Source organism: Streptomyces sp. NPDC004647, assembly GCF_040609575.1.
In the GTDB taxonomy this organism is placed as follows: Bacteria; Actinomycetota; Actinomycetes; order Streptomycetales; family Streptomycetaceae; genus Streptomyces.
Map to the genome: position 1 here is coordinate 16,716 of NZ_JBEXKU010000044.1, position 20,813 is coordinate 37,528.

Below are 20,813 nucleotides of genomic sequence, written 5' to 3' on the forward strand. Positions count from 1 at the left end.
GTGGCTTACGGCCACCGCGATTGTGGCTCGCGGGCGGGTGGCGGGCGGGTGCCGGCCTGCCGTCGGCGTGCCGTAGTGACGGCCGCAAGTCCTGTGGTGCTGGTGCTGAGGGCAGGTTGCGTGAGCGACCGGCTCGCTAGCCGAAGGCGCCGTGCCGTTGGGTGTTCGGCGTCCTCCGCTGCTCCGGCTCCCCGCCATCCCCCGGGGCAGGCTTCCCGTCCGGCGGCGTGGTCTGCGGCGCCGCGGCGGTCTGCTGTGCCCCGGTCCTCTGCTGCGCCGTTGCGGGCCGCGGTGCCGTTGCGGGGTGCTGCGCCGCCCCCGCCTGTTGCCCGGAGGCGGGCCCCTGCTCCGGCGCTGTCGTACGGTCCGTCCGCCCGTCGCGCCCGGGTGCGGTGCTGCCCGCGCCCGGGGAGGCCGGTTCGCGCGGCGGCTGCCCGTCCGCCCCCTTGGCGGGGCTCCGCGCACCACGCGCGATGCCGAGCCCGCCGCGGGGCTTCTCCTTCGCGGGGGCGCTCGTCTCGGGCGGGCCGAACGGGTCGGCCGTACGCGGTGCCGCACTCGGGTTCTGCGGCGCGCTGCGGGCGAGGGACGTCCTGCCGCGCTGCGCGCCCGCGCCGTTGCGCCCCTTGCCGAAGGTGGAGCCCAGCGCGGCACCGATGTGGGACAGGGCGGTCAGCGCGTACACGAGGTTGTAGGCGTTCGCTCCGGAGTCGCGGTCGGGGGACGTCTGCGTCCGAGCCGTATCGGCGGACTCCTCCTGGTGGCGGCCCGAGTCATCGGGGCGCGACTGCAGTTCCATGCGGTCGGCGGCGCTGTCCAGCCCGGCCGCGGCCAGCTCGAAGACGGGCAGCGCGTCGTCGACGCTCTTCTTCAGCCGGGTCCAGTCCTCGCTGAAGGCCTCCGCCGCCGGTCCCTTCCAGTGCCCGGCACGAGCCCCGCCCACCCCGTGGTCGAGGCCGCGGACGACCTCGTCGAGGTGCCGTCCCATCTCCCGCCAGCCGGCGGACGCGTCGCGCAGCGCCTGCGCCTTCTGCTCGCTCACTGCACGCCCCGCATCAGCTCGTTGATCTCCTGCTCGGCCACCTCGGTGTTGAGGGCCCCGGCCTTCAATCCGTTCCCGATCTCGTCCAGACGTTCCTGGAGCCGGCCGATCACCTGCCCCGCCACCTCTGAGAGTTCCCTGAGTTCGGCGTCCGGCCCCTCCGGCGACTCGAGGACGTCGAGCAGCGCCTCCGCGTCCGTACGGCGTTTGAAAGCGGACAAATGACGCCCCAGGTCGTAAGCGTGCAGCTCGAAAGTCGTACCGAGTTTCCGCAGTTCATCGGCATCGACATGGACTTCGTCGGACATCTCTATCTCCCCGGGGTGAAGGGCGCAGCAACGCGGCCGAACCAGGTCTAGCACACGCGTTCACGAGGCCGTTGAGCCGTCCGGGCGGGCCCGGAGGGCTGGCACCGACCTGGGAACGACTTCCTCCGCCTACACGCTCGGGGGACCGTACGCGGTTGCCACCGAAGGGGCGCCCGATGGTGAGCCGAAGGGCGGGCCGGCGGACGGGGCGACGATGGGCCGGTGGGTCTCTGCGGGTTGTCCATCGTGCAAGCGACGGTCTGTCACGCGGCTGTGACGGGTGACTGGTTGACGGTGCGTTCGATCGAATCGCTAGACTCTGGAACGGCTGTGGCAATAGTGAGTGCGGAGTTCGAACGGGGTGCTGATGAGCCGCGAGCAGGAGATCGACGACTCCGAACTGATGGATGTCGCCCATGACTCGGAGCAGGCCCACAGACTGCACAAGGCCCTCCGGACGCTGGCCGACAACCCGTCGGTGGACGGGCCGCTCAAGGACATGGCGAAGAACGTTCTCTCCGGCCGGATCGGGATGCGCGACGCCCTGCAGACGGAGTCGTACATGGACGCGATGGGTGCCCGGATGACGGAGATCCGGCGAGCGGCCGAGGCGCAGACCCCCGAGGAGCGCGAAGCGCAGCGGGGCCAGGTCGAACGCTGGCGCGAGGCGCAGCGCGAGGAGGAGGAGCGGGAGCGCGCGGAGCGCGACGGCCCCACGCAGTTGCCGGGCCGACGGCCGCGCGGCGGCCCGAGCCACCGGCCCTAGAGCGGCCCGAGCCCCGGCCTGCGGCGGACGGAGAGCTCGCCCTGTCAGCGCTCGCCGGCGCGAGCGCATCGAGCGCATCAACGTGAACTCGGCTGTGCGTATCCGTGGGCAACCACCAGAGAAACGGGGGATGTTGTGGGACTGGATGGACTGCAGAGCGATGTCCAAACCCTCAAGACCGAGGGCGCGAGCCTGGCGAAGGTCGGCAAGGACTTCGAGAAAGCGGTGACGACGTTGATCGACGGTCTGCATCACCTGGGCGGGGGTCCGCCGAGCAAACCGCCTCAGCCCGGCAGCCAGCCCGCCGCCCCCTCGACGGCACAGCAGTTCGTGACCGGTCTGACGACGCTGGACAGCAAGTCGGGTGCCCCGCCGTGGGGTGATGACGACATGGGGGAGAAGTTCGGTGTCGTCTACGAGGGCCTGCGTGACGGCATGTACGAGTCGATGGGTCATATCGCCGCCAAGCTGCAGGAGATGGGCAACGCGTTGAAGGACATGGCCAAGAACCACGAGGCCAATGAGGACTTCAACCATTCGCTGATGCAGCAGCACATCGATAACTCCCAAGGCTTGAACAAGGCCATCACGAACTTGAAGTCGCCTCACCACTGACACCTGTGGGGGCGGACTTGGCCCTGCGGGAGGCCGGACCGGCCCCTGCGGGAGGCCGGACCGGCCCTGTGGAGGCCGGAGATCGCACGTGTATAGCTACGGGGGAATACGACCGTGTTGATGCTGCCCGACTCGCTCGAGTGGGTTCTGGAGATGCTCGGCTTCCAGTGGCCGACAGCCGACGAGGACAAGCTGATCGACTCCGCCCAGGTGTGGCGGCAGTTCGCGAGCGACGTCGAGGGACTCCAGGTACGGGGCACGGCGGCCGCGGGCAACGTCCTGTCGGAGAACTACGGCGACTCCATCGAGGGCTTCAGCACCGCCTGGCAGAAATTCTCCGGCACCGGCTCCGGCTATCTCGACGAAGCCCGCAACGCGGCAGAGATGATCGCCTCCACTCTGGAGACCGCGGCGTACCTCGTCATAGGCATGAAGATGGCGGTCATCGCGCAACTCGCGCTGCTGGCCTTCGAAATCATCGCCGCCCAAGCCGCGGCCCCCTTTACCCTCGGCCTCTCAGAAGTCGGCGCCCTGGCCGCTACCGCCGCCACCCGTATCATCTGTCGCAAGATCATCAAGGAGGTCGCTCAGCAGCTGCTGCAAGCGGCTCTGGAGGCGGCCAAGGAACCGTTCGTCTCGGCCTTGCAGGCGATCATCTCCGACGTCATCTCGCAGACCGTCAACCAGAACTTCGGTGCCCAGAGCGGCTACGACGCGGGTCGCACCGCAAAGGCCGGCAAAGACGCCGGCGTGGACGCCTTCAAGCAGACCGGCCAGACCCTCGGTGAGTCCCTGCGCGACGGCTCCGCGGGCAAAGCCGGCCGCCATGCCCGTAGCGGACTGGAGTCCGCTGCCGGTCGGAACGGGGGCGACGGTGACGATGGTGGCGGGGACGGTGGCGACAGCAGTACGTCGGCGAACGGCTCGTCGGGCTCCTCATCGGACTCGGGTTCTTCCTCGGGGTCGTCGTCGGGGTCGTCGTCGGGTTCTTCCTCCGGTTCTGCCTCGGGTTCCTCGTCGAACTCCTCCTCGGGAACGTCCGGTGCGACGTCGAACGGCTCCGGCACGTCATCCGGCTCGTCGTCCGCGGACAGCAACTCGTCCGGATCGGACGGGGCCGGCCCCGGTCGCACGGCCCCGGACACAGGAACATCCTCCGACTCGCCATCGTCCGATGCGCAGAGCACATCCAACAGCTCATCGGACAGCGGGACGCCATCGACCGCGTCCCGCGGCGCGGTGGACCCGTTCAGGGATGGCTATCAGGCATACGCGGACAGCCTGAACAGCGGGCAGAACGGCGCCGCCGGCCCCGATACGTCATCGGCTTCGGACAGCGGGACGCCGGAAAGCGCGCCGGACGGGAACCGCCCCGCCGGCGGTGAGCCGACGACGTCGGCGGACAACGGCGCACCTCGGGGCGAGAACGTCCAGGCCAACACCACGACGACGGCCGACACCGGGGGCACGCCGCGGGACGAGAACGCGCCGAATGCTGGGGACAACGCCCGCTCCGACCCCTCCGAGCCCTCGTCGACGTCCGCCGACAGGTCCTCCACGCCGGACCCTCGTAGCGCATCGGCCACCCCCGACGCCACGCGGCCGGACAGCGCTGAGACCCCGGAGAACTCCCGTCCTGCCACGAGCGACCCCGGGCCCACTACGTCGCCGTCGCCTGATACATCTCCGCAGTCGAGCCCGACGCCCAGCGGTGAGCCGAGAACCCCGACGTCCAGTCAAGGGCCGACGCCCGACAGCGGCAACCAGGCGAATACCCAGACCTCCCCCACCCCTGCCACGTCGAATGACAACGGGCAGGCCCAAAACGACAACGGTGGCCAGAGCTCCTCGCGCCCGAGCGCCCCGCACGCGTCGATGCCGAACAGCGGTGGATCCGACCGTGCGCCCTCCAACCCGTATCAGCAGCCGGGCCCGACGCAGTCTCCCGACCCGGACGACGAGGGCATGGCCCTGCAGGGCTCGGCCACGGCCACGGCTCCGAGCCCCACCGTCCCGCCGCAGACCGATCCCACCCCGAGCACCCCGCAGACGAACACACCGCAGAACACCCCGGGCCCCATGCCGGGTGCGACTGCCACACCGCAACCGGCACAGCAGACGCCGGGAAGTACGTCGACGTCACCGCGGCCCACCACCCCTGACCAGAACGTTCCGCGCCAGACGCCACCGCGACAGGACCCGCGCACCAGTCCCCCACGGGGCGACTCCCGCCAGGCCACGCCCCGCGACGGAACTCCGCGCATCGTCGACAGCTCGCGCCGGGAAGAGACGTCCCGCCCGTACAACCCCCGCCTGGACGGCCCGCGCCGGGAGGACACCACACCGCCACACGACCCAGGCCTCGACGGCCCCAGCCGGGACGAAGGATCGCGCCGGGACGACCCCCGTGCGGCGACCCCGGATGTCGCTCCGCAGCGCCCGGACAGCCGGCAGCAGCAGGACGGCCGGCACACCGATCAGCCCGGCCACCAGAGCCAGAGCCCAACCGCACAGCCCCGGAGCGACCGAGCTCAACCGCACCCCGGCAACCAGCCGCAGCCGGACGCCCGGCAGCCCAGCCCTGAGCAGCAGCCGACCCCGCCCACCCAGGGCGATCCAACACCCGAGCAACACGATCCTTCGCAGCCTGAACCGGACACCGCGGAGAACAACAAGCCGAACGCCGACAGTCTCGATGCCATCCGCAATGACCTGAACACCCACCCGGGTGGGCTGCTGCCGCCCCACCCGTACGACCAGCAACAGCTCGAGAACGCCTTTCCGCGCAATCCCGACGGCACCCCGCAGCGATTCGCCAACCCCTTCGAGCCCTGGGGCCAGCTCCAAAACGACGGCGGCCTGCAGATGCCCGGCCGGTCCAACAACTGCGCCGACTGCGCCAGGTCGTTCCTCGAAAGCTGGTACGGCGATCCACAGGTGTCCGCACCGCGCACTCCCGACACCAATCCGGACGGTGCCCCGGACACGACGTCAGCGGAGAACAACTCGGCAGAGAATCAGGCGCGTTGGGCCGGTGCTCCGTTCACGTACGCCGGTACTGACATCCCCAACGCCTACAACAGGGTCGCTTACGACCTCTATCACTCCGGACACGGCTCTGCCGCCCTCATCGCGGTGTCATGGCCCGGCGGCGGGGGCCACGCCTTCAACGCCGTCAACTACCACGGATACATCGTCTGGGTGGACGCCCAGTCCGGGGTAGTAAGCCAAACTCCTCCGTATCCGCAGGCCGAGGGCCTTTGGTACATCCCCTTGGACGCCGACCGCGAACCGCTGTACCCCCCGCAGCAGCCGGCCGACGGCGCGCAGCAGAACGACGGCACCCAGACAGAGGCCCCGACGACCTCTGACGACGCTACAACCGCGGGTTCCCCGAGCCCCGACAACAGCAGCACGACCACGAACACTCCGCAGGCCCCCGAGCCTTCAACCACGACAGGCCAAGCGGACACCCACACCGACAACCGCGCCGCACCACAGACACTCACCCCCGACACCACCGAGCACCAACCGACACCGACCCCGAACACCGCACCGCCCGAGTTGTCCTCAACACCCGAGTCGGGCCCAAGGCACAACGACCCGACCAACACCGAGCCCCCGGCCGAGTCCCCCCGTCCGGAAACGAGCACCACCCCGGACACCGACACGACTCCCGAGACGGACACGCCTTCAGAGACGGACACGCCTTCGGAGACGGACACGACCCCGGACTCGGAGACAACTCGCGACAACGAGCAATCCCCGGACAGGGAGACTGACACCACTCCCGACGCCGACACCGACATGGCCTCTGACCGGGATGGACAACACGCGACGGAGCCGGGCGAGCCGACGTACCCCTCCTCGGACACCCGCCCGTACGACCAGGACCCCGGCGGTGTCCGGCGCCCCGACCCCCGCGATCAGCAAGCTCTGGAAAACAGCGTCCCGCGCAACCCCGACGGCACCCCGCAGCGCCACCCGGACCCCCATGAGGGCAACTGGGTCCGCGATGTCAACGGCCAGGACCCCAACGAGCCCGGCCGCAACAACAACTGCGCTGACGGCGCCCTCTCCTTCGCCGACACGTACTCGGGCCACCCCACCGCGGCGGCTCCCCGCACGCCCGACCTCAACCCGGACGGCACGCCCTCCGACCGAGGCGAAACCGGCGGCCGCGACCGAATAGAGATCGCTCTCGGCGCCCGGTTCACCGACCAGGGCGATGGCCCCGAAGCCTTCAACCGCCTGGAGACCACACTCCTCAACAGCGGCCACGGCTCCCAGGCCGTGATCATCACCCAGGACGCCAACGGCCGCTCCCACGCCTGGAACGCCGTCAACCACAACGGTCAGGTCACCTACGTCGACCCCCAGACGGGCCAGCGCAGCAACACGCCGATCCACAACGGCAACAACGGCGTCTTCGCCATCCCCGTCGACGCAAACCGCCGCCCATTGCCGACCAATTCCGGTCGGGAGGGTTCTCGAAACAACGCTGTCGACGCATCGCGCCAGGTCTCGAATGAACCGGGACAAGGAGACCGTCGATCCAGCGAACGTCCGGCCGGATCAAGCAACACACCCCGGCGAGGCGAGCCCGAAACATTCCACGGTGTCCACATGGACGATTCGCAAAGCGCTTTGCGCGAATCGAACCATGTCTACCAAATCGACCTCGACACCGTTCATAACTTCCTCGATGGTCGAGTGGATGACGGCAGCTTGGGGGATTTCCTAAGAGACGTCGCGCAACAGAGCAGCAGCAAGGAGACCAAGGAACGACCGCTGGGAGAGAAGGTTCGCCTCACTCACAGCACTCTTGTCGACAGGCTGCCAGGCTTCGGAGACCTTCCGCGCGGAGAACGTGCAGCAGTCGTCGCAGCGGTCGCCCGGATCAGTCTCAGCTTCCATCGTGAAATCTCTGCCGGCGTGAGTCCTGAGAGATCTGATTCCTATAACGGGGGCGCTCCTGCGGCAGGGCAGCGGGAAGTGTCCCGTGCGACTCACTTCAGCGCGGGACATGCGGCAGGAGGCGGCAGTGTCGGGACGCCGAGCCGCGATGCCAGAACCGGTCTCGTCGGACACCGGGCCCAACAGGCCGCCGAAGAGGGTGGTCACGGTGACGATCCGGACCAAGTGCGAAGGGCCGTGGCCGACGCCAACAGGAATTTCCTGCAGAACCGCAGGGAATTCGGGCGCGGAGAATTCCGACCGGACCTTTCGCAACGTAACTTTGCCGTCCTGGAAGTGGTCGACCCAGACACAGGTGAAATCAGTTACATCGCAGATTCGTCGGTCCCTGGACGGAATTCCTTCAAATGGCGGGGCGAACACTCCGAGCCGTTTCTTGGCGAAAACAACCGGGCGACCAGCGAAGGCAGCGGGAAGAATTACAGGCCAATCGGGCTGTACACGGAGCGTGAGCCATGCGGTGATGCCAGTGGCGGCGTCGGCTCGAACTGCTCCCGCTACATTTCATCTGACCTTGAACGACCGCTCGGCGTTCCCCGAGGCCAGGGTGAGACGCCCGCCGACGGCCAGGGAAATAGCGTAGAGGTCTCCTACGCCGTCGGGTATCGCCACGGCGCCCTGGTTGACGAGGACCAAATACGCGCTGAGCTCGGTGAGGAGGGAGTCGAACAGGCGAGGGCTGAAGCGGAAAGGCGAATGAATGCCGATTTCCAGCGGAACGTGAACAAGATTCTCGACGTCTGGGACCGTTTGGTGACGTCCGGTCAGCTTAGTCCGCCTTCTCCGCAACCAGGGCCTGCTTCAGGGGATGCGGACAACCCGAATTCGTCCCCACCCGACCCGGCCCGTACGCCTCCGCCCACACCGGCGGGCGCGCCCACCCCCGCACGCACACCTCCGCCGGATCCGGCCGGTACGAGACCGCCCGAGCAGGCAGGAGCCGTCTCCAGGCCGCACAACCGCAACGCTCCGTCACCAACCGTCCTGGCGCCCGAGGGGCATCCGGCACGCTCCGACGCACCGGACGCGACCACACCGCTGGACGCCGACACGACCCGGGACAGAGCCGCAACACCAACTGCGGGCACCACTCCGGACGCCGACATCGCACGGGATACGGACTTCCACGCGCCCCATGCCACGGACCGAACAGAGTCGGTTGAGCCGACGCTCCTGTCCTCGGACACCCGCTCCCACGGCCAGAACCTGGGTGCCGTTCCACGTCCCGACCCAAGCGATCAGCAGACCCGGGGCAGTTCAACCCTCCCCAACATTCCCGCCACCGAAGGCCGGCCCAGCAGCGGCAACTCCACCAACCGATCCGGACAACCCACCAACCCCCGAGGGGAAGTAGCCGCTGCCCCCGCCGCCACCAGCCGCCCCGCGGCGGAAGCTCCTACTGGGGCTCAGCGCGACAGCGGCCGTCCACCGGAACCCACCACCCCGGCCGACGGTCCCGCACAGCGCCTCGCCGACCAACGCACCCCCAACGACGCCCGCAATTCCCCTTCAAACAGCGACGATGGAATCGCGCAGTCGCCCGCAACAGGCAACAACTCGGAAGAATCCAATCGTTTCAAGAGGCTCTGGCAGGCTGTCACCCATTCCGCGCCCGACCAGCCCATGGAAGTGACCGACAACGTCGACCGTCCGGACTTCATGGACCCGGCCAAGCATCCTGACCGTCTGCCCGACCGATACGGCACGCCGCTCCAGCTCCCGGACGGCACTCGCATGCCGCTCTTCGACGGCCCTCCCACACGCGAACAGACCCAACAGGGAGCCCTCGGCGACTGCGGCATCATCGCCGCCCTGGGTGCGATCGCCAGTAGATGTCCGGAAGCGATCCAGGACTGCATACGAGAAACCGAGGACGGGAACTATGAAGTCCGCTTCCATGAGACGACGTCCGAAGGCAACCATGGATACTACGTGCCAACCGGCCGGATCGTTACTCTGACGGTCACACCCGAATTGCCCGTATACGACCTGCTTCCCAATTCAGCGGCTTTCGCCAACACCGCCACCACCGGCGTCGCCTGGGCAGCGATCATGGAAAAGGCGATTGCCGGACTCGATCAATTGTGGACTCCGGAACAGCGCGCGTCATGGAATCTCACCCACGGAAGAAGAAAGGAAGGAGACAATATACCTGAGGGCTATGTTCGGTTGGGGCAAGGATCCAAATCATCGGATCGAGCGAGGCTGCTCAGTGAAATCACGGGACGCACCTCGACTTCCTTCGACTTTCCTACGGGATATGATCACCAAGGGCGCACCGCCGACCGTCAGCTGCTCGATCATCTCCGGGAGAGGCTCAGCGAAGGAAGCCCGGTGGTGATCGGCACCCGGAGCCGCGGAGTGGTTGAGTCCGAGATGGAGAAAGATCTATTGAGCTCGCATGCATACGAAATCGTCTCCATCGACAGCCGTGGACGGATCCAACTCCGAAACCCTCATAACACGAATCATCCCGAACCGCTGACCCTCAAAGAATTCAAGGAATACTGTATGCCCACGTATGCAACTTTGGAGGAGCGGTGAGCGTGAACACGGTACACCTCTGGCACGGCATTCAAGCGAGCTCCGACTCCGGCAGATTCTCTGTCATTTACGTGAGTGCGCGACCGGGCCAAGAAGTGAAGGTACGTCTTTGCGTCGTCTCGGACGAAGAGCATCGCTACACGCTCAACATTGGCGACACCTTCCCTGTACGCGACGAGATCTGGCAGCTCTCTCGTGTCGAAGACCTGCCCAGCGACGACTGGACTGTTGTCCTCGACAAGGTCTCTCCCTCTCCCGAAAGTGCTCCTTCTCCGGCGTCGTCATGATGGGAGGGCGAACGAGAGGTCTTCCGGCTGTAGTCGAGTCTTGGAAATGGTGAGGGTCAATGCCCGAAGTTCCTGCCGGTCCGAGGGAGGTGGCCCGACTGTGGCTGGAGGAGGATCGCTCCTTCGGCGGGACGCTGTGGGTAGTGGGCCCTGCCGATAGCGGGAAGAGCCGTCTCATCGACGAGATCGGGCACGCAGTCCCGGGCGCGCTGGTCATCGACTGCGCTGGGCTGACTGCTGAGCAGGTGGCGGCAGAGGCGTTGCAAGGGCTCGGTGCCCCGGAGGAGTTGCCCGCCGAGGCGGTCCTGTTGCTCAAGAACGTCCAGCGTGCCGGCCCCCTGTTGACCTCTTCCGAACCCGACCGCATCGGACGTGGGTTGGCGGTTCATTTGAGCCTTGTTGTCAAGGTGCCCACGATCATCGAGTGCGACCGCCCACGAACGGCTGGTCTCTCCCCTCGCGTGATCGCCCTTGACGAAGCCGAAAGGAGACCGCGGGCAGCGATCCCGGAAGACGCGGAGATGCTCGTGGCGTTGGCGGCCGCCCAGACACGGCGTGTTCCCCTCGCCGTATGGGATGTTCTGGCAGCGGCTATGGACAGTTCTCACGACGGGACGGGCAGTGCAGACGCCGTCGCGACGTTCGAGGAACACCTTCGTGTCACCCGCGACGACAACGGCGCACTCATCAACGTGAGCTTCCGCGACGATGCCCTGCGCCGGAGCCTCAACGTGGAATCCGCGACGGGCCGCCGCTCATTCTCCCGAGCCCATGCTCGGATCACGGAAGAGCTGTTGCGGAGGGTGTCCGGACTGTCCGTGGGTTCCTCATGGGCCTCCGCCGGAGACGCGGGGGCCTACGCAAGTGAGGCACTGCCGGTCCATGCAGCGCTGGGCGGGGTGCTGCCGCAGCTGCTGGACAACGCCGACTTCCTCGTCAGCGTCTCCCCGTACGCGTTGCGACAAGGGCTCGCGCTGGCCTACCCCGATGGCGTCCCACAAGGGACCTTCGTATCCGCCCTCCATTACATGGAGTCTGAAGGCGTCATCACCGACGACCAGGGTGAGTGGGCAGCATGGCTTCACCACGCAGCTGTCACGCTCGGCAGGACCAGGCTGGCCGAAGAGATCGTCGCCAATGGCGTGAACATGCCCTGGCGCACCCTGTGGTCCCGATGGAGGCCGCCGGGCCAGTTCGGCACCGTGCTCGGTCAGCCAGGGCCGGTTGATGAGATCACCGCTGTCACCTCCGACGCTCGCCCAGCACTGGTGACGCGCCGTGACGTGTACGACGAACTGGTCGACGACGAGTTGGACTGCGAAGGCATCTATGAAGAGTTCCTCTTCACCCTCGATGACGGGAGTGCCCTGTACGGCCCCCAACGGGTGGAAATCCCGTCCGGAGCACTTGAGAACCAACAGGTCCCTGGGCACTCCTACGAGGTGCTTTCAACGGATGTTTCCCAGGCGGCGGCTCCGCGGATGCCCAATAGTGTTTGGGCGGGAACCGCTCCGGCCGAGGGTCTCCTCGCGTTGGGCGGGCGCGGCGGCGTGTTCGTCATCGAAGTCCTGGACGACAGGCTGCCGCCGGATCCGACAGCCGCGTGGGGTGAGTCACCGTTGGCCGGGCCCCATACACGTGCTGCCACTTGGGCATTGCCGACCTCTGTTCCCCTATCAGGACAGCCTGACCGTGGCTGGCTGGAGGAGTCGTTCGGGCCGGGTATCTGTCGGCCTGTCCCGGACCAGGCACTCCCCCAGGGCCTCGCCCACGACCTGACGCGCCGCTTGCTGAGCGAGACCGGGCTCCCCTGCCTGGGTGGGTTCTTCGGACTGGAATTGGTCGTCGCCGATCGGCAAGGTTTCGAGAGGCGCGATTGCCCGCCCGAAATCTCCGACACAGTGGATGGTCCGTGCTTCCTGGTCGGTTCCTGGATGGGTGCGGAGCTCCTGGTGGCCGGGCACAGCGGTCACGTGATCGTGGGACCGGCACAGCGTCGGCCGTCTCAGATCGCAGCCTCCCACCTGGGACGCTTCCTCACTTGTGTCCGGCTCTATCACGAGTACCGAGTGACGACCTTCAGCTGCCCTGCGGAGACCGACGATGTCCGCCGCAGCCTGCTCGCCTGGTGGAGCACAATCGATCCCTCGATCGAAGGCGTACCGCACTACAAGACCCTTGCTGAGGGGAGCCGCTTCAGGCTCGGCGAGGAAGTGTTGCGACAGTTTCCACCACCCAGCTAGTTCCGTACGGGACGAGCGGACAGCGCAACTGTGGTACTCGAGCTGCGGAATGCACCGATTGCTGCCGTCGGTAACGGAGAGGCTCATGGCCGAGGCAAGCCCGCCAAAAGGCGGACGACAGGTGCCGGCCAACGCTGAAGAAGCGCTGGGAACCGCCCGGAAAACTACGGCCACGCCCCGCCTCCCTGGATCCGGGATCCGAACGGCCGGGGATTCGCGTCGTAGCTTCTTCGTGGGGCGGCTCCTCCCACGACAGAGAGAAGACCCGGACTCCGTCCTCGGTGGCATGGACCATCACAACGACCGCTGCGGCCCGCTCGTTGAATACGGGCTACCGCGACGACACACGACGAGAGACTCGAGCTCTGCATGACTTCAGAAAGCTCACCCACCCATCCTCAGGCCGTACCGACCGCCGTGCCGACCAGCGCCGAGGAAGCCCTCGGGATGGTGCGGAGTAAATATGGGCAACCCCTTACCCACGATGGCACCCCCGCCCCCATGCACGTCCACGAATTCGACATCGGCTACCTGGTGTACGCCACCTTCCCACCGCCCGCCCCCGACGCCGCTGGCCGACCCCGGCCCGCGCAGCCCGGCGGAAGCCATATCGTCGTGGCCAAGGACACCGGCGACACTTTCACCGTCCCCAACTACCCGGTCGAGGCTGCCATCGCCGTCTACCGAAAGCAGCACCGGCCCAACGCACAGTGAGTACGAGACCTCACTCAGGCAGCTGCGCTCAGCGCCTCGGGCGCCGGCTCGGGTCCGGGCGTCCGAGGTGCCCTTGCTCCCGCTGCGCCTCCCCCAACCACAGGTGCGGTGGCGACCACTGCTGAACTGCCGCCGTGAGCACGTCACGGCTGCCGGGCGCCACCGGCAGCCGGTAGCGCAGCCGGGGCAGGCCCGGGCCGATCGGCTCCTCGTCGCGGACCAGGGCCCACAGCACCGGGTCGCGGTCATCGATGGGGCCGCTCGGGCACAGTTCGACGGAGTACTGCTTCGTCCGTCCCATCTGGCTCCAATGGAGGCCGACTCCGGCCAGCGCGGCCCAGGGCACCACCTGCTGCGCCCTGCCGTTGTGCAGCCACACTCCTGTTCCGTCGAAGGCCACCGTCACGCGCCTGCCGTGCCAGATCGGGATACCGAAGATCACCCCGAGTGCGCCGAGTACAAGCATGAACAAGCACCCGATCACACCGCCCACGGAGAGTTCTCCCCGTGTTGTTCCGGTGGCGAGCATGACCAGTCCCACCAGACCGGCCAGGCCCACCAGGATCAGGAACAGGCAGATGGGGAGACCCGTCATCGCGCTCCGGCGTCCCGTGCGCACAACGACGGCGTTGGGGGCGGGGGTTGAGGCATGTGGTGTAGGCGTGGACATGGTGCGGGAGTGTACGCAAGCCCCGGCGGGGCTCTCCCCCGTGCCCCGTAGGATCTGGGCCATGACGGGAACAGCATCAGGAACGGGATCCGGAACGGGATCGCGCTCGGAATACGGCGGGGACGAAGCCGACCGCGCCGAGCGGCTGCGCGCCGGTTTCCAGAGTCAAGGGGCACCGGGCGTCACCGCGGATGCCGAGCGCCAGCTCCGGCAGAAACGCCTCATCTACACCGTGATCGGCACGCTGTTCGCCGTGCTCGGCCTCGTCCTGATCGTCGTCCGCCTCATGCGCGGCGACGGTGCGGGCGCCTGGCTCGGGTTCTATGGCGCGGGCGCGGTTGTCGCGGCCCTCGGTGCCCTACTCGCGCGGCGCGCTTCGCCCCGATGGGCGTTCGCGGTCATCGTCATCGGCGGCGCTGTGATGGGACTCGGCGACCAGGTGGGGCACTGAGACCCCTCGGGCTACGCTGACGGAGCGCAGCCCGCCCAGCGCTGCTCGCGGTGATGAAGTGGGCAGAGCTGACGGCACAGTTCACCAAGACCGTCATGGCTCTCACCGCGGCCCTCACCTCGGCTCGGCGCTCATGGGCGCGACATTCAACGCCGTCAAGGACTTCCCCGAGGTCGGCGGCGGATACGACCACAAGGCGGTGGGACGTGGAGCGATACGACCACCAGGTGGGCGGCTTACGACCGCGGGCTGACCGACCTGCGGTGGTCGGTCACGGGGCTCTCGGTCGCCGAGCACGGAGCGGCTTCGCCTGTGTCAGTGCCATGGGGCATGATGCCAGGATGAATGATCCACGGGGTGTCATGTGCCGCGGCACCGGCAACTTCCTTACCAGCGACGGCAGTACGGTGCGCACCTTGCCGCCCGTCCGGGGGCTGCGGCCTGCTGTCCGGCATGCGCCGGCCGCCGACTCAGCCCGGATACCACCTCTGCTCATTGCACGCGAAGACCTCACCGTCTGACACGGCGAATCATCGGCGAAATGGCGGTGACGTACGGCCGCCTCGAGGCCAGTTTCAGGAGGACCCAATGACACAGCCTGGTCAGCCCGAGTCCGAACGCCCAGTGCCCACGAGCACGGAGGAAGCACTGGCGATCGCACGCACCTGCTTCCAGCCCAGGTGTCCGGATGGCAGCCTCGCACCCCTGAATGTGCAGGAGTTCGACCTCGGATATCTCGTGTACGCGACTTTCCCGCCGCGTCCGGATCCCACTGTGCCGCCGGAGCAAGGTGGCAGCCATCTCGTGATCTCCAAGGCGACAGGCGAACTCGGTTACGTCCCCAACCTTCCCCCGGAGGTGGCGATACCCCTCTACCGCAAGCACTACGGCCCTCGCGCATAGAGGTAGATGAAGCGGGCGGCTCAGGACGGATGACGGGGAGATCATGAGCTGCCAGACCAGGCACAGGCCTCCGAACCGCACCCCACGTCGATGGGCTGACACCTCGCTGTGTGCGCTCGCCGCGTGTGGCGGATGGAACGGCCGGGCCTGGACCGACCCCGTGTGCCTGCCACGCTGTGCCGTACGACGCGACCACATCGCCGGACACACCTTCGAGGCGGGGCGTTCCTCCCCTGTCTCCTCCCCCGTCTCCTCACCGAGCCCGACCGGGCATGCTCACGGACCGGGCGCGCGGCCGTCCGTGCCGCGGAGCTCTTCCGGCTCTCAGAGCCGGAGGGCCTCCGCGAGGCCGAGGCCGATCATGGCGACGACCAGCACCATGAAGCCGAGCCGTGTCCGGCCGCGGCGGCTCAGTTCGGCCATGGCGGCGCACACCACGATCGCCCCGGCGAACAGGGCGATGGTCGAGGCAGGTGCGTCCCTGGCGATCGCCTTCACGAGCCCGGAGATCGCGCCGGCCAGGAAGACCAGGCCCACCAGCACGTAGGCACGGCGGGTGGTCTGCGGATCGGTGCTGTTTCTCTGTTCACGCAACATGGCACGCCGCTCACGAGGAGTCGATGTCTCCCACTGGAGGGCGAAATTCTGCTTGCGCTCGAAGTCGTCGTTGCCAGGTGCGGTCATGGGGCGACAGCGTAACGACCCGACCGGGGATCCTTGGGGTCAGGTCAGTCGGCGGGTACGGGTACGAGTACGCGTACAGGCACGGGTACCGATACGCGTACGGGTACCGGTACATGTACGGGCATGAAGCGCGCGCCAGGCGGTCAGGCCCGTACCGTCAGCGCCAGTACGGCGGCCCAGGCCAGTTCCACGGCGAGCGCGCCGAGCAGCCACGGCCAGCTGCGGTTGCGCCGGGCCCGCACGGCGAGAATGCCGGTCGCAACCGTGAGCGGCACACCGATACCCGCCACCACAAGGGCCGCGACGCTGTAGCGCGACGGATCGGCGAAGGTGCCGATCACCAGCATGACGAGGCAGGCTCCACCGATCATGACCGCAAGGAGTACGGCCAGCCCGAGAGCCTGGCGCCAGATGCGGTCCCAGAGTTCGGTATCGGGGGTCCTGCCAGTCGGACCGTTGGCGCGCGAGCTGTTGGCGCGCGAGCCTCGAAGATCAAATCGGACGTCGTCATTCCTGTTGTTCGACACGCCCTGTAAGGTACCCACCGCCTCGGTGGTGCGAAAGCGGGCACCGGGCCTGAAGCAGCGAAAGCACGATGTGCAACTCTCGGGGGTTTCATGGATTTCGACGTCGAGCACAAGGATCTTGATGCCTTCGCGGAGCAGATCAGGCGGGCCGCGGAGGATCTTGAGCAGGCCAAGCGCTACTGCGCGGAGCACAGCAACATCGCCGTCTCCAATGAGGGACTCATCAGCATGTGCCTGACCACGCACACGGCGACGGTCCAGCAGGTGACGAACGCACTGAAGAAGACCCAGGAGATCGTACGGAGTTCGGGCCGCGAGATGGCCGCCTCGGCGAAGTACTACCGCGAGACCGACGAGGCGAATGCGGCCAAGGTCGACGCGACGTACCCCGCGACCAAGCGGTAGCAGCCGCCGACAACGAGAGATTCGACGATGTCCGGATTCGCAGACACCGCAGAGCCGACGACGTTCCTCAAGCCTCCGAACCCCCCGGAGGAATTCTCGCAGGGCCTCCTGCTGGACACGTTCAACGATGCCAGCGACCTGATGAGCCCGACGTACTGGATCACCGAAGGCTACAACTTGATCTTCGGTTTCAATCCTCTCGACGAGGTGATCCAGTGGTTCGCCGGCGACTGGGAATCCTTCGCCAAGTGCGCGGAGCTCTGGCAGAACATAGGCAAGGCCTGTGATGGAGTCGCCGGGAACCTCAAGGCAGGGAACACCTCGCTCGACTCCACCTGGCATGGCAGAGCCGCCGATTCCGCCTACGTCTACTTCGACGAGTTGGCGACGAAGCTCAGCGGGCAGAAGGACACGTTCGACTCCCTAGCAGACGTGTACGAACACCTCGCCCATGCCGCGTACTCGACGGCCGAGGCCATCAAGGGCTTCCTCGGAGGCATCATCGACGGGCTGCTGATCGTGGCCCTGGAACTGGCCGCCGGAACCCTGCTGTCGTGGACAGGTGTCGGAGCGGCCGTCGGCTACGGACTGGCCGCCCTGGAAATCGCCAACATCCTCAAGCTGTGGGGACAGGCCACATCCGCCTTCGGCAACGCACAGGCGATCGTCAACGGCGGTGTGGGCGTCATCGAAGCGCTGGGGGCCACGATCTACAGCTCGTTCAGCAACTTCCCGATCCCCGGCGGCTCGTACGACCACCCGAACCAAGCCATCATCTGATGCCGCGCTGCTGACGCGGTCCACTCCCCCGGCCCGGTCTGCGACGACGGCGTACGACTGCGACGTCCGCAATGTACGGCGACTGCGACGGCCGCGGACACCTGCGACGACACACGGAAAGAACGCCCCATGAGCGACGAGCGACAGATCGGCGACGCCGACCTCACGAACATCACCGGCGGCGACGAGGTCCGTGCCCGCGCACTGCGCAAGACCCTGCAGAAGCTGGCCGGCAGCGAGCAGGCAGGTGGGGCTCTGCAGGAAATGGCGCGCGAGGTCCTGTCAGGACGGGTCGGGCTGCGCGAGGCGATGCGCGTCAACTCCTACGCGGAAGCGCTCGGTGAGCGCGTGGCCCAAGCCCGCCAGGCGTACGAGGAGCTGCCGCCGGAGGAACTCGAGCGGCAGCAGGAGGAGGCGCGGCGCTTCCTGGAGGCGCAGCGTGAGGAGATCGAGGAGGAGCGCCGCGAGGAGCGGGGCGGTTCCTCGGGTCGTCCGCCGCGGCACAGCGGTGGCGACTGGAGGCCGTAACGGGAGTCGCTGGAGCTTCTTCCGGTCCTGCCTGAGTTCCTTGCCGACATGCCGACATGCCGACGTACCGACATGCCGGTGCCGACGTACCGACGTACCGACGCCCATGCGGCCCTACGAGGTCGGGACGGCACGGCCGCGCGCCTAGTGGGCCCGCAGCAGCTGATCGGCGAGGGCGACGGCAGCGAGACCGGCCGCCAGCAGCCACATACCGAGCCGGGTGCGGCCACGTCGGCTCAGCTCGATGACCACGCCGCAGAGCATGAGGGCAGCGCCGTAGACACCGATGGTCAGAACGGACGGCTGCTCGCTGAGCCGCACCACGAGGACGACCGCCGTCACGGCCATGAGGAACCCGGCCACCCATATGCGAATACGGCGCGCCTGGCGAGGAGTCATGGGCTGCTTCCCCTGCTCCTCGCTCAGGTCGCTCCGCTCCTCCGGTGCCGTGGTCTGCCATCGCTCGTCGAGCTGCTCACGGTCGAGTTCTTCATGATCGGTTGAGGTCATGAGAAGAAGCCTAGACGGCGGCCGATGAAAGACACCCGCGATTCGGACAGCCCTTCCGCCGCCCGCAGGGCAAGTTCGCCTCCGGCCCGCCCCTGAACGTGGCCCTCAGACTTGTCTTGCTCATCCGAACGCCTCCGGCACGTCCTCGCTCCCACTCCGCACCACGGGCGGAGGCTTGATGGCCCTGATGTACTGCCCGTAGAGGGCCAGGGTGAAGGCGGCGCTGAACACTGCGATCATCCAGCGCTGTCCGTTGCTCTCGAGCTCCCAGTCACCGTCCTGGACCATGAGAAGCCCGAAGAACAGGCAGACGAAAACCAACGAGAGGACACCACGGGTCATCCGAGCCGGCCAGCCCGCTCGGGGGTCGAGGTGCCGGACCCGACGGCCGGAATCGGCAACGTCTGACGCGCTGCGGGCGCCGGCGGCTGCGGCGTCGAGGGCGGTGACAGGAAGCCTGCCGTGCAGGCACCAACCGCTGTCTCCTACCAGCACCGCCACGGCGAACAGATCCGTACTGCCCCGCAGGTCCCGGTACAGCCAGCCAGCTTCGTCGCCGAGCGCTTCGGCGAGTTCCTTCCCGGCAGCGGAGTCGACGATGAACGGGACCGGCCCGGCCTCCGAGTCCAGCGTGAGGCAGTGGTGGGTTCCTGATGCCGGGCGCGCTGCGCGTGCTGGGCGTGCCATGTGCGCCGGCTGTGCCTCGTCCGCTCCCCGGTCCAGGGTCCACGTCGAGCCACCACGGACCGTCGCCCGGAGAGCGAGACCGTCGGCCTCGATCCGGCGAGGGCGACGGCCAGGGCGCGATTCGTACGAGAGCACCGTGAGTACGCCGGCCGTCATGAGCATCCAGCAGCCGAAGACGATCCATCGTTCCAGCGGCGTGAACGCCTCTCCGGTGAGCTCAGCACGCAGTTTTTGCTCTTCTCCGGCCAGAATGCCGCGTAGCACGGACTCAGTTGAGTAGAGCACCGCTATTCGTTCGCCCGCACGCGGGCGCGAGCCGCCGGTGATGTCGACGTCCGCTTCCTCGGTTCCGTATTCCGTCGGTACGGCGACATGGATCCGCGAGGCGTAGAAGCCAGCGTCGGCGTCCTGGAACTCCGACGAGCGGATCCGCTCGATCGGAACAGTCCTGACGACCGCGGTGCCGTCCGAGTCGATCTCCTGCACCTCCGGTGACACTTGCCGCCCTCCCACGGCCAGGGCGAACCAGCCGACAGCGACCGTCACCAGACACACGCAGAACACAGCCCGCCGCCAACGGGCGAACCGTCCACCCGGCATTCTCTGCGGCAGCGGCGGAATGATCCCGGCCTGAACGCTGCCGTCGCGCCCAGCGCGGTGGGCCGCGTATGCGTACGTATCGCTGAGCCACACCTTGCCGGCGGCCAGCGTGCAGAACATGACCAGGACGGCAAGCAACGCCAAAATCCCAAGGCAGCGCATGACGAACGAATACCGCTGGTCGAGGTCCGTCAGAAACAACCAACCGGCCATGAAGGCAAGGACCGTCACCGACCCGAAGACGCCGACCACCTGTCCGACACCGACGGACAGCCACAGCGCCCAGCGCCGTAGTGGCCGCAGCCGCGGTGGTTCAGGCTGGGCGCCTGACGCGACCTTGCCGACCGGTGGTGGGACGGCATTCCTGTGCTGCTCCACTGTTTCCCTTTCAGAATTGCGTACGTTGAGCGACCGTACGCAGGCGTGCCGAGCCGACTGCTGAGGCAATTGCCGACCGGTTGCCGAGGCGGTCGGCAACGAACTCCCCGGCTCACGAGCCGGAGCCTCGGCGTCCACGATCAACCCCCAAGACCTCGCACCTGCCTTGGGCTCGAGGTGCGCCCCGAGCCCAA

Annotated in this window: 18 protein-coding genes; 11 read left to right on the forward strand and 7 right to left on the reverse strand. The window is 67.5% G+C overall.

Translation table 11 applies throughout. The features are described from left to right. Positions 1-136 precede the first annotated feature (136 nt). Positions 137-1,042, reverse strand: a complete 906-nt coding sequence (locus ABZW18_RS20280; protein ID WP_356189225.1) for a WXG100 family type VII secretion target — start codon at positions 1,040-1,042, stop codon at positions 137-139. After that, positions 1,039-1,350, reverse strand: a complete 312-nt coding sequence (locus tag ABZW18_RS20285) for a hypothetical protein (RefSeq protein WP_356189227.1) — start codon at positions 1,348-1,350, stop codon at positions 1,039-1,041. Before ABZW18_RS20285 ends, ABZW18_RS20280 begins: the two co-directional genes overlap by 4 nt. 367 nt (positions 1,351-1,717) lie before the next feature. On the opposite strand from ABZW18_RS20285, the gene ABZW18_RS20290 reads away from it, so the two are divergent. The 6 genes from ABZW18_RS20290 (at position 1,718) to ABZW18_RS20315 (ending at position 13,496) form a co-directional block, all read left to right on the forward strand. Next, complete coding sequence (locus ABZW18_RS20290; RefSeq protein WP_356189229.1) at positions 1,718-2,116, forward strand: hypothetical protein; 399 nt, start codon at positions 1,718-1,720, stop codon at positions 2,114-2,116. Between the two features lie 135 nt (positions 2,117-2,251). Next, entirely contained in the window at positions 2,252-2,731 is a 480-nt protein-coding gene (locus tag ABZW18_RS20295; protein WP_356189231.1) for a hypothetical protein, read from the forward strand. A gap of 120 nt (positions 2,732-2,851) precedes the next feature. Continuing rightward, positions 2,852-10,252 (forward strand): toxin glutamine deamidase domain-containing protein, encoded by a 7,401-nt coding sequence (locus ABZW18_RS20300; RefSeq protein WP_356189301.1) that lies wholly within the window; start codon positions 2,852-2,854, stop codon positions 10,250-10,252. 2 nt (positions 10,253-10,254) lie between these two features. Continuing rightward, positions 10,255-10,539: a DUF6406 domain-containing protein gene (locus ABZW18_RS20305; RefSeq protein WP_356189233.1), complete on the forward strand. Its 285-nt coding sequence runs from the start codon at positions 10,255-10,257 to the stop codon at positions 10,537-10,539. A gap of 245 nt (positions 10,540-10,784) precedes the next feature. Next, positions 10,785-12,782, forward strand: a complete 1,998-nt coding sequence (locus tag ABZW18_RS20310) for an SUKH-4 family immunity protein (RefSeq protein ID WP_356189235.1) — start codon at positions 10,785-10,787, stop codon at positions 12,780-12,782. Between the two features lie 369 nt (positions 12,783-13,151). After that, positions 13,152-13,496 carry a hypothetical protein gene (locus ABZW18_RS20315; RefSeq protein WP_356189237.1) on the forward strand — a complete coding sequence of 115 codons (345 nt, stop codon included), beginning with the start codon at positions 13,152-13,154 and terminating at the stop codon, positions 13,494-13,496. Between the two features lie 28 nt (positions 13,497-13,524). On the opposite strand, the gene ABZW18_RS20320 is transcribed toward ABZW18_RS20315, so the two are convergent. Continuing rightward, positions 13,525-14,091, reverse strand: a complete 567-nt coding sequence (locus ABZW18_RS20320; protein WP_356189239.1) for a hypothetical protein — start codon at positions 14,089-14,091, stop codon at positions 13,525-13,527. Between the two features lie 136 nt (positions 14,092-14,227). Here ABZW18_RS20320 and ABZW18_RS20325 point away from each other — a divergent pair, with 136 nt between their 5' ends. Continuing rightward, positions 14,228-14,617, forward strand: coding sequence for a hypothetical protein (locus ABZW18_RS20325; RefSeq protein ID WP_356189241.1), 390 nt, complete (start codon positions 14,228-14,230; stop codon positions 14,615-14,617). Positions 14,618-15,205: 588 nt separating this feature from the next. Then, positions 15,206-15,520 carry a hypothetical protein gene (locus ABZW18_RS20330; protein WP_356189243.1) on the forward strand — a complete coding sequence of 105 codons (315 nt, stop codon included), beginning with the start codon at positions 15,206-15,208 and terminating at the stop codon, positions 15,518-15,520. A gap of 324 nt (positions 15,521-15,844) precedes the next feature. Here the strand turns inward: ABZW18_RS20330 and ABZW18_RS20335 are convergent, their stop codons facing one another. Continuing rightward, positions 15,845-16,204 carry a hypothetical protein gene (locus ABZW18_RS20335; RefSeq protein WP_356189245.1) on the reverse strand — a complete coding sequence of 120 codons (360 nt, stop codon included), beginning with the start codon at positions 16,202-16,204 and terminating at the stop codon, positions 15,845-15,847. Between the two features lie 143 nt (positions 16,205-16,347). After that, positions 16,348-16,842 carry a hypothetical protein gene (locus ABZW18_RS20340; RefSeq protein WP_356189247.1) on the reverse strand — a complete coding sequence of 165 codons (495 nt, stop codon included), beginning with the start codon at positions 16,840-16,842 and terminating at the stop codon, positions 16,348-16,350. Between ABZW18_RS20340 and ABZW18_RS20345 the strand changes: the two genes are divergently transcribed. The 3 genes from ABZW18_RS20345 to ABZW18_RS20355 all read left to right on the forward strand — a co-directional run bounded on the left by ABZW18_RS20345 (position 16,822) and on the right by ABZW18_RS20355 (position 18,444). Continuing rightward, positions 16,822-17,136 (forward strand): type VII secretion target, encoded by a 315-nt coding sequence (locus ABZW18_RS20345; RefSeq protein WP_356189249.1) that lies wholly within the window; start codon positions 16,822-16,824, stop codon positions 17,134-17,136. The genes ABZW18_RS20340 and ABZW18_RS20345 overlap by 21 nt on opposite strands. A gap of 27 nt (positions 17,137-17,163) precedes the next feature. Beyond that, the gene (locus ABZW18_RS20350; RefSeq protein ID WP_356189251.1) at positions 17,164-17,916 is read left to right on the forward strand and encodes a hypothetical protein; all 753 of its coding nucleotides are present in this window, start codon (positions 17,164-17,166) and stop codon (positions 17,914-17,916) included. Between the two features lie 129 nt (positions 17,917-18,045). Beyond that, the gene (locus tag ABZW18_RS20355) at positions 18,046-18,444 is read left to right on the forward strand and encodes a hypothetical protein (protein ID WP_356189252.1); all 399 of its coding nucleotides are present in this window, start codon (positions 18,046-18,048) and stop codon (positions 18,442-18,444) included. A gap of 144 nt (positions 18,445-18,588) precedes the next feature. On the opposite strand, the gene ABZW18_RS20360 is transcribed toward ABZW18_RS20355, so the two are convergent. Continuing rightward, the gene (locus ABZW18_RS20360; protein WP_356189254.1) at positions 18,589-18,954 is read right to left on the reverse strand and encodes a hypothetical protein; all 366 of its coding nucleotides are present in this window, start codon (positions 18,952-18,954) and stop codon (positions 18,589-18,591) included. A gap of 120 nt (positions 18,955-19,074) precedes the next feature. After that, a complete protein-coding gene (locus ABZW18_RS20365) occupies positions 19,075-20,619 on the reverse strand; it encodes a hypothetical protein (RefSeq protein ID WP_356189256.1) in 1,545 nt (514 codons plus the stop codon). Between the last annotated feature and the right edge of the window lie 194 nt (positions 20,620-20,813).